We start from the raw sequence: 12,369 nt of genomic DNA, 5'->3' as shown, positions 1-12,369 counted from the left end.
CCGACGCCCGCCAGGCTCCGCGCTGGCCGGACCCGGGGTTCACCGTGCACATCGAGGGCGTGCCGCAGATGATGATCACCATCGAGGAGGTCTCGCACGGACTGGCGGGCGCGGCGGGTCCCCGGGGAGCCTGATCTGTGGTTCCCGCTTTCCCGATGAAGCCACCTTCCCGAAGAGACCTCGAACCGAGGCGGAGGTGGCGACGCGCGGGGTCGTGGCCACCTGAGGCCGCCACCTGATCGGTACGGCCGGCCGCGCCGCACCGCTAGGCCAGCCGTACGGTTCCCCTGCCGGTGATGAGAGGGAGGTCCAGGACGGTGCGGATGCCGGGCGGGGCGGCGCACACGGCGGCGATCGAATTGACCGCGTGGGCCGCCGCGCCCGCCAGTCCGTGCGAGACCTCCTCGATGGTGATCATCATCTGCGGCACGCCCTCGATGTGCACGGTGAACCCCGGGTCCGGCCAGCGCGGAGCCTGGCGGGCGTCGGCCTTGTAGACGCACTCCACGGTCATGAACGGCATGCCGCGCACCAGCCCGGAGAAGACCCAGCGCGACGCGCTGACCGTGCCCGCGCCGACGACCCCGGCGGCGATCTCGAACTCCTCGGTGGCGAGTTCGAATTCGTCGCTCTCCTCCACCTCGTCCAGGACCACGCCCAGCGCGTCGGCCACGAGCTGGACGCTCTCGGCGAACAGCGCCCGCTGGAAGGCCCGGAACGGCCGGACCGTGGCCGCGTACTCCTTCGGCCCGCGGGTGAACCCGATGAGGTCCACCACCACCTGGCGGGACGGGTGCCCGGCGAAGTCGGACGTCTCGCGCACGTAGATGTGATCCACCCGGCTGGACAGCCCGGTCATGGTGAGCGGCAGCAGGTCGCTCATGAAGCCCGGGTTGATGCCGGTGCCGTGCAGGGTCGTGCCGCCCTGGCGGCAGGCCGCGGTGAGCCGGTCGAGCACACCCGTGCCGTACGCCTTGGGGTAGACGTAGCCGGTGGTGGTGATGACGTTCTTGCCCGAGGCGAGCAGACCGGAGATCGTCTCGGTGTCGCCCGCGTGGTCGCCGCGGAAGAACGACGACGGCAGCGGCATGTGCAGCACGCAGTCGGCGTCGAGGGCCATGATCTGGTCGACGTCGTCGGTGCATTTGATCCCGCAGGGGGAGAGGCCGACCAGCTCGGCCGCGTCGGTGCCGACCTTGTCGTGGTCGTAGACCAGGACGCCGGTGAGCTCCAGGTCGGGTCTTCTGATGACGTCGCGTAAGGAGAACCGTCCAACTGCGCCCGTGGCCCATTGGACCACTCGGAGGGGCGGCCGTACGGGCATGCATGGCCTCCAGCCCGGTGTCAGGTGGCGGGCCGCGGGTGAAGCCGGCGCACACCGCCCCGCGCCCCTACGGAAGTGGAAAACTCTAGCAGAAATTTAACCGTCCGATCACTATCCGCGACATTGCATCCTGGTGACCATCGCTGAGCTGGGCATATGCGCATACTGTGCGCATTTCCGACGTTATGGACATCAGCCTCCTGGTGGAAGTCGGCGTAAGTTCCCGGATTTGGACCGCTTCTTTGTTCGGTGATCAACGTAAGTCGGTAATGTTTCAGTATTATCACAGGTGATTAGGCTCTTGAAATCGCGATAAGTAGTTATTTATTGTCCAGGCATGACGTTCGGTTCCGCCGACGAGCGAACGGTCGCCGGGTCGCCCGGCGACGTCCTCACCCTGATCGGCACTGGCTCCGCGACCACCCGCGCCGACCTCGCCAAGGTCACCGGCCTGGCCAGATCCACCGTCTCGCAGCGGGTGGACGCGCTGATCGAACACGGGCTCGTCGAGGAGACCGACAACGGCGAGTCCACCGGCGGACGCCCGCCGCGCAGGCTCCGCCTCCACACCGCGGGCCACGTCGTCGCGGGCGTGGACCTCGGCGCGACGCACTGCCGTACGGTCCTGCTGGACATCGGCGGCACGGTACTCGCCACCCGCGAGGACACCATCCCGATCGCCGAGGGGCCGGAGGCCGTGCTGGCCCACGCCGACGAGCGGATCAAGGGCCTGCTGGCCGAGGCGGGGCGCGCGCCCGCCACGCTCAAGGCCATCGGCATCGGCGTGCCCGGCCCGGTCGAGCACGCCACCGGACGCCCCAACAACCCGCCGATAATGCCGGGCTGGAACGAGTATCCCGTCCCCGAGTTCTTCGCCGGTCGCCACGACGCCGCCGTGCTGGTCGACAACGACGTCAACGTGATGGCGCTCGGCGAGCACCGCAACGCCTTCCCCGGCACCGGCTACCTGCTGTTCGTCAAGGTCGGCACCGGGATCGGCTGCGGCGTGGTGGCCGGGGGACGGCTGCACCGCGGCGCGCAGGGCTCGGCGGGCGACATCGGGCACATCCGGGTGAGCGGCCACGACGACGCGGGCTGCCGCTGCGGCAACAGCGCCTGCCTGGAGGCCGTCGCGGGCGGGGCCGCGCTCGCCAGGCGGCTGACCGAACTCGGCTACCCCGCCGAGACCGGCGCCGACGTCGTCGCGCTCGTGCAGAGCGGCAACACCCAGGCGTTGCGGCTGGTCAGGGAGGCGGGCCGGCTCATCGGCGAGGTGCTCGCCGGGCTGGTCAACTTCTTCAACCCCGAGGTCATCGTGATCGGCGGAGCGCTGGCCAGGGTCCATGACCACCTGCTGGCCGGGATCAGGGAGACCATCTACCGCAGATCCCTGCCGCTGGCCACGCACCACCTGGTGATCACGCCCAGCCGTACCGGGGTGGACGCGGCGGCGTTCGGGGCCGGGCTGCTGGCGATCGAGCACTACCTCGCCCCGGACAACATCAACCGGATCATGGAAGCCCTGCCGTCATGAGCGAACTGCTGGTCATGAAGGGGATCGTCAAGGGCTTCCCCGGCGTGCGGGCGCTCTCCGGCGTGGACTTCTCGCTGCGCGCGGGCGAGGTCCACTGCCTGCTCGGCCAGAACGGCGCGGGCAAGTCCACGCTCATCAAGATCCTCGCGGGCGCGCACCGGCCGGACGAGGGCACCATCACCCTGGGCGGCGAGCAGGTGCGGATGACCGGCCCGACCGACGCCATCCGGCTCGGCATCGCCACCATCTACCAGGAGCTCGACCTGGTGGACGGCCTCAGCGTGGCCGAGAACGTGTTCCTGGGCCACGAGCACGCGACCTTCGGCTTCGCCCGCCGCCGCGCCGCGAACCGGGCCACCGCCGCGCTGCTGGCCCGGCTCGGCCATCCGGAGATCCCCCCGGCCATCGAGGTCGGCCGGCTGGCCCCCGCGGGCAAGCAGGTGGTCAGCATGGCCAGGGCGCTGTCCCATGACGCCCGGGTGATCGTGATGGACGAGCCGTCCGCGGCGCTCGCCCACGACGAGGTACAGGGCCTGTTCCGGGTCATCCGCGAACTGACCGCGCAGGGCGTCGCCGTCGTCTACATCTCCCACCGGCTGGAGGAGATCCGCGAGATCGGCGACCGGGTCACCGTGCTGAAGGACGGCCGGACCGCCGCCGCCGGGCTGCCCGCCCGCGACACCCCGACCGGGCGGATCGTGTCGCTGATGACCGGGCGCGACGTGGAGTACGTGTTCCCGCCCCGGCGCGAGGCGGCGTTCGGCGCGGAGGTGCTGCGGGTCGAGGACCTGTCCGTGCCCGGGGTGTTCTCCGGCGTGTCGTTCTCGGTGCGGGCCGGGGAGATCGTCGGGCTGGCCGGGCTGGTCGGCTCCGGCCGTACCGAGATCGCCGAGGCCGTCTACGGCGCGCGCGGGGCCGGCGGGCGGGTGTTCGTGGACGGGCGTCCGGTAGGGCGGGGCGGCGTCACGCGTGCCGTACGGCTGGGCATGGGCCTGGCCCCCGAAGAGCGCAAGGCCCAGGCCCTGCTGCTGGAGGAGAGCCTGGCCCGCAACATCACCCTGGGCAGCCTGCCCCGCTACTCCCGTCTGGGCTGGCTTGACCGGCGGCGCGAGCGCGCCGACGCCGCCGCGCAGATCAACGCCGTGGACATCCGCCCGCCCGACCCCGACCGGCCGGTCAAGACCCTCTCCGGCGGCAACCAGCAGAAGGCGGTGCTGGCCCGCTGGCTGATCAACGGCCGCCGGCTGCTGCTCCTGGACGAACCGACCCGCGGCGTGGACGTGGGCGCGCGGGCCGAGCTGTACGCGGTGATCCGCGGACTCACCGACGCCGGGATCGGCGTGCTGCTGATCTCCAGCGAGGTGCCCGAGGTGCTGGGCCTGGCCGACCGGGTGCTGGTGATCAGGGAGGGCGCGGTCGTCCATGAGGCCGACGCCCGCGACCTGGACGAACACCGGGTGCTCGACCTGGTGATGGCCGCGCAGGACAGCACTCCGCACAAGGAGGAACCGGGTGACTAACCACTCGATCCGGCGGCCCGGCAGGCCGTACACAGGGGCCGGCCTGCTCGGCGCCGTCGGACGGGCGCGGCACCTCGGGCTGGTGCTCGCGCTCGCGCTGCTGGCGCTCGTCGGCCTGGTGACCGTACCGGAGACCTTCGCCACGACCTCCAACGTGGTCACCGTCCTGGCGCTGGCCGCGACCATCGGCGTGATCACGGTCGGCATGACGTTCGTCATCATCGGCGGCGGCATCGACCTGTCGGTGGGCGCGGTGATGGCGCTCGCCTCGGTGTGGGCGACCACGCTGGCCACGCAGTCCTACGGGCCGATGGTGATGGTGATCTGCGCCGTGCTGGTCGGCACCGGGGCCGGGCTGCTGTCCGGGTTCCTCATCTCCTACGGGCGGATGGTGCCGTTCATCGCGACGCTGGCCATGCTGGTGGCCGCGCGCGGGCTGGCCGAGCGCATGTCGGACCGGCGTACCCAGCTCGTCCAGCCGGGCAACTCCGCGCTGGTGGACCTGTCCAGCGGGCGGGTGCTCGGCCTGCCGCCGATCGTGTTCGTGTTCGCCGCCGTGGTGGTGGCCGGGTGGGTCGTACTGAACCGTACGACCTTCGGGCGGCGCACCTACGCCGTCGGCGGCAACCCCGAGGCCGCCAAGCTGGCCGGTATCGACGTGCGCAGGCACACCATGCTCCTGTACGGATTGTCCGGGCTGTGCTGCGGGATCGCCGCCGTGATCATCATGGCCCGTACCACCACCGGCTCCTCCACCCACGGCGACCTGTACGAGCTGGACGCCATCGCCGCGGTGATCATCGGCGGCACCCTGCTGACCGGCGGCCGGGGCACGATCGGCGGCTCCATCCTCGGCCTGCTGATCTTCACCCTGATCACCAACCTGTTCATCCTCAACGGCCTCAACACCAGCGATCAGCTCATCGCCAAGGGGCTGATCATCGTCATCGCCGTGCTGCTGCAACGGCGGAGTCTCCGATCCCGGACCTAGCGCGTACCCGTAGGAGAGAGCAATGAGCGAGAACGTCGGCCGGCGGGGATTCCTGCTCGGCGGCGCCGTCGTCGGCGCCGGGACACTCGTCACCGCCTGCACCGGCAACGAACCCCAGGCTGCCCCCCAGGCCGCCGCCTCCTCCCCGGCGCCCGCCGCCACCGGGGGCAACGACGTACCGGGCGAGAAGGTGGTGATCGGCTTTTCCGCCCCGGCCGCTGACCACGGCTGGATCGCGGCCATCGCCAAGAACGCCGAGGCCACCGCGAAGCGGTTCGGCGACGTGAAGTTCAAGCCGGTCCAGCCGACCAACGACATCAACCAGCAGATCTCCGCCGTCGAGTCGCTGATCGCGGCCAAGGTGAACGCGCTGGTGATCCTGCCCAACGACGGTCAGCAGCTCAACCAGATCGCCCGCAGGGCCAGTGACGCCGGCATCCCGGTCGTCAACCTGGACCGCGTATTCCCCGACAAGCTCTCCTACCGGACCTGGATCGGCGGCGACAACTACGGCATGGGCGTGGCCGCCGGACACTACATCGGCACGGCCCTGAAGGAGAAGAACGTCGCCGACCCGGTGATCGTCGAGATCCAGGGCATCGCCACGCTGCCGCTCACCCAGGACCGCAGCAAGGGCTTCGCCGACGCGCTCAAGACCTACGGCTTCCGCGTCACCGCCAGGCAGGACGCGCAGTTCACCGTCGAGACCGGCACCTCGGTGGCGAGCAACCTGCTCCAGGCGCACAAGAAGATCGACGCGCTGTGGAACCACGACGACGACCAGGGCGTCGGCGTGCTCGCCGCGATCAACGAGGCCGGTCGGAACGAGTTCGTGATGGTCGGCGGGGCCGGGTCGGCCAATGCCATGCGCGAGATCCAGAAACCGGACTCCGTGCTCAAGGCCACCGTCACCTACAGCCCCAGCATGGCCTCGTCCGCCGTCAAGCTGGCCAGGCTGATCGCGCAGGGCAAGGGTATGAGCGACCTTGTGGAGAACCAGGTGCCACAGTCGATCACGCTCGCGTCCGAGACCATCACCAGGGAGAACGTCGAGCGGTACCTACCGCTCGGATTCGAGTCCTGATCGGGGGAAATCACGTGCAGGACCGCAGACCGGCGCTGGGCGTCGGCATGGTGGGCTACGCCTTCATGGGCAGGGTCCACTCCCAGGCGTGGCGCAGCGTCGGCGCGTTCTACGACCTGCCGGTACGGCCCGCGCTGGCGGCGCTGGCGGGCAGGTCGAAGGACCATGCCGAGGCCGCGGCGCGGCGCTTCGGCTGGGCGGCGGTGGAAAGCGACTGGAAGGACCTCATCGACCGCGACGACGTGGCGATCGTGGACGTCTGCACGCCCGGCGACTCGCACGCCGAGATCGCCATCGCCGCGCTGGCCGCGGGCAAGCACGTGTTGTGCGAGAAACCGCTGGCCAACACGGTCGCCGAGGCCGAGGCGATGGCCGCAGCGGCGCGGTCGGCGGCGGCCAGGGGCGTGCGTTCCATGGTCGCCTTCAACTACCGGCGCGTACCGGCCGTCGCGCTGGCCCGCCGCCTGGTCGCCGACGGCCGGCTCGGCGAAATCCGCCACGTCAGAGCGATCTACCTCCAGGACTGGCTGGTCGATCCGGAACATCCGCTGGTGTGGCGGCTGCGCAGGGAGAAGGCCGGATCGGGGGCGCTCGGCGACATCGGGGCGCACGTCGTGGACACGGTGGCGTTCGTCACCGGGCAGCAGGTGACCGGCGTGTCGGCGCTGACCGAGACGTTCGTCAAGAAGCGCCCGCTGCCCGGCGCCCCGGGCACGGGCCCGGTGACCGTGGACGACGCGGCGCTGTTCATCGCCCGGCTGACCGGGGGCGCGCTGGCGTCCTTCGAGGCCACCAGGTTCGCCACCGGGCGCAAGAACTCGCTGCGGATGGAGATCAACGGCTCGCTCGGCAGCCTGTCCTTCGACTTCGAGGCGATGAACGAGCTGTGGTTCCACGACGCGACCCTGCCCGGCGAGGAGGGCGGCTTCCGGAAGATCATCGTGACCGAGCCCGGCCACCCGTACCTGGACGCCTGGTGGCCGCCCGGGCACGGGCTCGGGTACGAGCACACCTTCACCCACGAGGTCAGGGACTTCCTTTCGGCCATCGCCGCCGAAAGCGATCCGGAGCCGTCCTTCGAGGACGGCCTGCGGGTGCAGCGGGTGCTGGCCGCCGTGGAACGCAGCGCCGCCGAGGAGAGCCGGTGGACGGCCGTATGAGGGGAAGTGAGTGAGATGACCAGACCCATCACGTTGTTCACCGGCCAGTGGGCCGACCTGCCGTTCGAGGAGGTCTGCCGGCTCGCCGCGGGCTGGGGGTACGACGGCCTGGAGATCGCCTGCTGGGGCGACCACTTCGAGGTGGACAGGGCCCTGGTCGACGATTCCTACATCCCGCGCAGGCTGGAGATCCTTGCGGAGCACGGCCTGAAGGTGTGGGCGATCTCCAACCACCTGGTCGGCCAGGCCGTGTGCGACCACCTCATCGACGAGCGTCACCGGGCGATCCTGCCCGCCCGGATCTGGGGGGACGGCGAGCCGGAAGGCGTGCGGCGGCGGGCCGCCGAGGAGATCGCGAACACCGCGCGGGCCGCCGCCCGGCTCGGCGTCGGCACCGTCGTGGGGTTCACCGGCTCGCCCATCTGGCACACCGTGGCGATGTTCCCGCCGGTCCCCGCGTCGGTGATCGAGGACGGCTATGCCGGCTTCGCCGCCCGCTGGAACCCGATCCTCGACGTCTTCGACGAGGTCGGGGTGCGGTTCGCGCTGGAGGTGCACCCGAGCGAGATCGCCTACGACCACCACACGACCGTCGCGACCCTCGCGGCGGTCGGCCGCCGCCCGGCGTTCGGCCTCAACTGGGACCCCTCGCACATGCTGTGGCAGCAGCTCGACCCGGCGGACTTCGTCCTCGACTTCGCCGACCGGATCTACCACGTGGACTGCAAGGACACCAAGATCCGCTGCGGCGACGGCCGGCGTGGGCGGCTCTCCTCGCACCTGCCGTGGGGCGACCCGCGGCGCGGCTGGGACTTCGTCTCCACCGGCCGCGGCGACGTGCCGTGGGAGGACTGCTTCCGCGCCCTGAACACGATCGGGTACGCCGGGCCGATCTCCGTGGAGTGGGAGGACGCGGGGATGGACCGGCTGATGGGGGCGCCGGAGGCGCTGGCGTTCGTCCGCGAGCTGAACGCGATCACTCCGCCACGGGCCGCGTTCGACGCGGTGTTCACGGCGCCCCGAGCCGCGCGCTCATCGGTGGGGTTACCTATTCATCGCCAAGTATGAAGGCTGATTCGCATTTCCCGGCTAGCCTTTACCGAATGACGCAGCGGTTTATCGAGGCCATGCGACTCATGCGGTGCAGCGATCCGCAGCAGCGCGAGGACGGCTTCTTCCTGTTGTGGCCGCACGCCGGCGAGCACGTGGGCGAGCTGATCGCCGAGTTTCGCGACGAGGACGACGAAGACCACGGGTTTCGCTGCCGGTTGCTGGAGTTGATCGTCGAGGCGAGGTCGTTGTCGGCGTTGCCGTTGCTGACCGAGCTGGCGGAGGGCGAGGACGAGGCGTTCCGGTACTGGGCGCTGCGCGGCCTGCGGCGGCTGCCCGGCCAGGAGGCGCGGCAGGTGCTGTGGCGGGCGCGGCCCGAGGAGGGCTGACGGCTCTCGACGCAGTGCGGCGGGCGCTTCAGCCCAGTACGGTGGGCAGTCCGAAGCGCGCGAAGTGCTCGCCGCCGAGGAAGGAGGTGATCTCGCCGATCCGGTCGCCGCGCAACGTCAGCACATTGATCGACCAGGCGCGATGCTCGTCCGTGCCGTCCCTGCGCAGGTAGCAGGCCACGGCGGGCCGGCCGTTCGCGCTGACGTGGCGATGCCGCCAGGACCCGCAGGTGGCCAGCGGCACCCGCACCGCGAAGTCGGTGACCGCCTCGATGCCGTGGTACCAGTGCGGGATCGGCGGCATCGACCAGGTGACGTCCTCGGTCAGCAGGGCGACCAGCGCGTCGGCGTCGCCGCGCTCCAGCGCGGTGGCGTAGCCCGTGACGATCTCGCGCAGCCGCGCGTCGCCGATCTTGTGAAGCGCCCGCTGCCGGCTCGGGGCGGGGATCTTGGCGTGGACGATGGCGCGGGCGCGTTGCAGGGCGCTGTTGACCGACGCGACCGAGGTGTCCATCGCGTCCGCGATCTCGGCGGCGGAGAAGCCGAGCACTTCGAACAGCAGCAGCGCCGCCCGCTGGTTGCCGGGCAGGTGCTGGAGGGTGGCGACGAAGGCCAGCTCGACGGCCTCGCGCTGCTCGTAGCGGGCGTCGGGGTGGGCGGCGCCCTCGGGCAGCTCCGCATCCGGGTAGGGGCCGAGCCAGGCGATCTCGGTACGCACCGCGCCGCCGATGACCGCGCGCTCGCTCGCCGGGCCGAGGTCCATCGGCAGCGCCCGCCTGCCACGCGCCTCGATGAGGTCCAGGCAGGTACGGGTGGCCACGGTGTAGAGCCACGACCGCACCGAACCGCGGCCCTCGAAGCGGGCGAGCCCCCGCCAGGCCCGGAGCAGCGCGTCCTGGAGCGCGTCGTCGGCATCGTGCGCCGAACCGAGCATCCGGTAACAGTGGGCGTGCAGCTCCCGGCGCAGCGGCGCGACCAGCCTGCCGAAGGCGGCGTCATCCCCCGCTCGCGCGCACGCCACATCAGGGAGTTCGGATACTTCGCTCACAAGAGACGATTCTGCCTCATCGCGAGGGCTGGCCGACCGCTCTCACCTGGAGGATCTTCCCTAGCCCGCCCGCCCGCCGCTCGCTCGCGGGATCTCGATGCCGGGCCGGGTGCCCCAGGCGGTCATCCGGGCGTCGGCCACCTGGGTGTAGAGGATCCGGCCCGTCTCGGACACGCCGTCCCACGCCGCCCACGCCCGGCGTACCAGAAGGTCCTCGCCGATCCACATACGCCAGGACACCTTCGCCCCCGCCGTCGCGCCCTGCGGCTCCGCCGGATCGAGGCGGTCGCACGGCTGCGGGCAGGCCCGGTGGAGCGCACCCAGCGTGATGACGCCCTCGTGCAGCACGGTGGGAGTGCCGTCGTAGACGCCCGCCCGGCTCCTGCCCGTGGTGGTGGCCAGTACCGCCGCGAGCATGGCCGGGTCGGCGAGCAGCGTCCAGGTGGCGTCCAGGCAGGGGCGCACGGCATCGTCGCCGCTCTCCTGCCACCCCCTCGACTCCCGCGCCGTGTCGTCCTTGATGTACCGGTAACCCTTGACGGTGACGACCCGCGGACCCGCCCCCGTGAAAGCGGAGAACACCCCGGCCGGCATGGTCGCGGTGAGGTCTGTGGCGGTGATCCCCCGCGGGCCGAAGTCGGCCGCTCCGGCGCTGCCCAGCTCGATCGTCTCGCCCTTCTTGGTGACGGTGAGCTTCGTGGTCACCATGACGCCCCGGCCGGCGGCGAACTGACGCCTGAGCGCGTCGACCGGATCGGCGGGGGCGGCGGCTCCGAGGCGTCCCGAGCCGTCCGCCGCGGTGATCGCCACCATGGCGATCACGATGAGAACCGCCCTGAGGATTCGATCGAGCATCTGCGACACCCCTTCCCTCTGAACCCGTCCTCGCCGGGGCGGGTCGCGACGTGATCACGCCTCTGGCACAGATCGCGGTCAGGGCAGAGCGACCTCCACCTGGCGGCACCACAGGGCGGGCGGCGACCAGGCCGCGCCAACCATCCCCCGAAGTCGCGCTGTGCTGGAATCACCGATTCGTCGATCGGTCATATACCACGGTGGGATGACAATACTGGTAGCTCCTGGCCGCGGCGTCGCGCCGTACCGTTGCGGCACCGCCACCGGGAGGAGTCCGCCATGGACAGACGCCGCTGGAAGACCGTGGGCCTGGCGCTCGCGGCAGGCGTCCTCGTAGTCACCGCCACCCCCGCCCAGGCACTCCCGGCCGAGCCGCCGGGGCCCGCGCAGGGGCTGACCGCCGAGGCGTCCGCCCGGCTGGCCTTGGAGAGGCGGGCGGCGCAGGTCGAGCCCGGCCTGCGGGCCGGGCTGGGGGATCGGTTCGGCGGGTCCTGGATCGATGACGGCGGCAGGCTGGTGGTGGCCACCACGGACGCGGCCGACGTCGCCCGGCTGACCGCGGCGGGCGTCCGGGCCACGGTCGTGGCACGGTCACAGGCGAGCCTCGACGCGATCATGGACCGGCTCGACCGGACCCGGCCCATCGACCAGGCGGTCCGCGTCTGGTACGTGGAACCGCGGACGAACAGCGTGGTGGTGCTCGCCGCCGACACCGCGAAGGGTGAGGCGTTCGTACGTGCGGCCGGAGTGGACCGCGCCGCCGTACGGGTCGAGGCGACCAGCGAGCGGCCCCTGCCGCGTAGCGACGACGTCCGCGGCGGCGACCCGATCGCCTTCAACGGCAGCGCCCGCTGTGTGGTCGGCTTCACGGTGAAGCGCGGGACGACGGAGCAGGGGTTCATCACGGCCGGGCACTGCGGCGCGGCGGGAAGCCGGGTGACCGACGCGCGGTCCACGCCGCCCCGACCCCTCGGCACGGTCGCGGGATCCGTCTTCCCCACCAACGACTTCGCCTATGTGAGACTGGTCGCCGGCAGACCGGGATCGGGCCTGATCGGCCGGGCACCGCACCAGGAGGTCCTCATCAAGGGACACGGACAGGTCCCGGTCGGCAGCACGATCTGCTCCTACACCCTGGAGCGCAACTGGCGGTGCGGCAAGGTGCAGCAGCTCAACGCCACCGTGAACCTCCCCAACGGCGTGCTCAACGGCCTGACCCGCACGAACATCAGCCTCTACCCCGGTGATTCGGGCGCACCGTACGTCGCCGTCGATTGGGACAAGAAGACCGGTCAGGCCCTGGGGATCGCCTCGATCGGCTCAGACCCCTCCCAGGGCAACCCGACCAGCTTCTTCCAGCCGATCGCCCGGCCCCTGGCCACCTACGGCGTCACCCTGATCACCACCCCCGCCC

The 12,369-nt window shown here is 71.2% G+C and carries 11 protein-coding genes; 8 read left to right on the top strand and 3 right to left on the bottom strand.

Annotation, left to right across the window (positions count from 1 at the left end; genetic code table 11):
- Positions 1-265: 265 nt before the first annotated feature.
- Positions 266-1,324, bottom strand: a complete 1,059-nt coding sequence (locus tag C1I98_RS25425) for an NAD(P)H-dependent amine dehydrogenase family protein (protein ID WP_111169950.1) — start codon at positions 1,322-1,324, stop codon at positions 266-268.
- 337 nt (positions 1,325-1,661) lie between these two features.
- Here C1I98_RS25425 and C1I98_RS25420 point away from each other — a divergent pair, with 337 nt between their 5' ends.
- The 7 genes from C1I98_RS25420 to C1I98_RS25390 are packed head-to-tail and all read left to right on the top strand — an operon-like array spanning position 1,662 to position 9,052.
- On the top strand, positions 1,662-2,858 hold the full coding sequence (locus C1I98_RS25420) for an ROK family transcriptional regulator (protein WP_111169949.1): 1,197 nt from the start codon (positions 1,662-1,664) through the stop codon (positions 2,856-2,858).
- Positions 2,855-4,378, top strand: a complete 1,524-nt coding sequence (locus C1I98_RS25415) for a sugar ABC transporter ATP-binding protein (protein ID WP_111169948.1) — start codon at positions 2,855-2,857, stop codon at positions 4,376-4,378. The genes C1I98_RS25420 and C1I98_RS25415 overlap by 4 nt, the downstream gene beginning before the upstream one ends.
- The gene (locus C1I98_RS25410) at positions 4,371-5,369 is read left to right on the top strand and encodes an ABC transporter permease (protein ID WP_111169947.1); all 999 of its coding nucleotides are present in this window, start codon (positions 4,371-4,373) and stop codon (positions 5,367-5,369) included. Before C1I98_RS25415 ends, C1I98_RS25410 begins: the two co-directional genes overlap by 8 nt.
- Positions 5,370-5,391: 22 nt before the next feature.
- Positions 5,392-6,453, top strand: a complete 1,062-nt coding sequence (locus C1I98_RS25405; protein WP_111169946.1) for an ABC transporter substrate-binding protein — start codon at positions 5,392-5,394, stop codon at positions 6,451-6,453.
- A gap of 14 nt (positions 6,454-6,467) precedes the next feature.
- A complete protein-coding gene (locus C1I98_RS25400; RefSeq protein ID WP_233508168.1) occupies positions 6,468-7,613 on the top strand; it encodes a Gfo/Idh/MocA family protein in 1,146 nt (381 codons plus the stop codon).
- Positions 7,614-7,628: 15 nt separating this feature from the next.
- Positions 7,629-8,681, top strand: a complete 1,053-nt coding sequence (locus tag C1I98_RS25395; protein ID WP_111169945.1) for a sugar phosphate isomerase/epimerase family protein — start codon at positions 7,629-7,631, stop codon at positions 8,679-8,681.
- Positions 8,682-8,716: 35 nt separating this feature from the next.
- Positions 8,717-9,052 carry a HEAT repeat domain-containing protein gene (locus C1I98_RS25390; protein WP_111169944.1) on the top strand — a complete coding sequence of 112 codons (336 nt, stop codon included), beginning with the start codon at positions 8,717-8,719 and terminating at the stop codon, positions 9,050-9,052.
- Positions 9,053-9,080: 28 nt separating this feature from the next.
- On the opposite strand, the gene C1I98_RS25385 is transcribed toward C1I98_RS25390, so the two are convergent.
- Positions 9,081-10,100 (bottom strand): sigma-70 family RNA polymerase sigma factor, encoded by a 1,020-nt coding sequence (locus C1I98_RS25385; protein WP_111169943.1) that lies wholly within the window; start codon positions 10,098-10,100, stop codon positions 9,081-9,083.
- 60 nt (positions 10,101-10,160) lie between these two features.
- Complete coding sequence (locus tag C1I98_RS25380) at positions 10,161-10,955, bottom strand: hypothetical protein (protein ID WP_146607620.1); 795 nt, start codon at positions 10,953-10,955, stop codon at positions 10,161-10,163.
- A gap of 279 nt (positions 10,956-11,234) precedes the next feature.
- Here C1I98_RS25380 and C1I98_RS25375 point away from each other — a divergent pair.
- The coding region (locus C1I98_RS25375) for a S1 family peptidase (protein WP_111169941.1) at positions 11,235-12,369 on the top strand (1,135 nt) is incomplete at its 3' end.

Origin of the sequence: Spongiactinospora gelatinilytica (genome assembly GCF_003236385.1) — a bacterium.
Lineage (GTDB): Bacteria > Actinomycetota > Actinomycetes > Streptosporangiales > Streptosporangiaceae > Spongiactinospora > Spongiactinospora gelatinilytica.
The sequence above is the reverse complement of the archived record's forward strand: the minus strand, read 5'-3'. Positions and strand labels throughout refer to the sequence as shown.

What these genes read in the sequence shown, in the direction of transcription:
- C1I98_RS25415 (WP_111169948.1), top strand. Translation starts at nt 2,855, where the DNA reads ATGAGCGAACTGCTGGTCATGAAGGGGATCGTCAAGGGCTTCCCCGGC.
- C1I98_RS25380 (WP_146607620.1), bottom strand. Translation starts at nt 10,955, where the DNA reads ATGCTCGATCGAATCCTCAGGGCGGTTCTCATCGTGATCGCCATGGTG.
- C1I98_RS25420 (WP_111169949.1), top strand. Translation starts at nt 1,662, where the DNA reads ATGACGTTCGGTTCCGCCGACGAGCGAACGGTCGCCGGGTCGCCCGGC.
- C1I98_RS25395 (WP_111169945.1), top strand. Translation starts at nt 7,629, where the DNA reads ATGACCAGACCCATCACGTTGTTCACCGGCCAGTGGGCCGACCTGCCG.
- C1I98_RS25405 (WP_111169946.1), top strand. Translation starts at nt 5,392, where the DNA reads ATGAGCGAGAACGTCGGCCGGCGGGGATTCCTGCTCGGCGGCGCCGTC.
- C1I98_RS25390 (WP_111169944.1), top strand. Translation starts at nt 8,717, where the DNA reads ATGACGCAGCGGTTTATCGAGGCCATGCGACTCATGCGGTGCAGCGAT.
- C1I98_RS25425 (WP_111169950.1), bottom strand. Translation starts at nt 1,324, where the DNA reads ATGCCCGTACGGCCGCCCCTCCGAGTGGTCCAATGGGCCACGGGCGCA.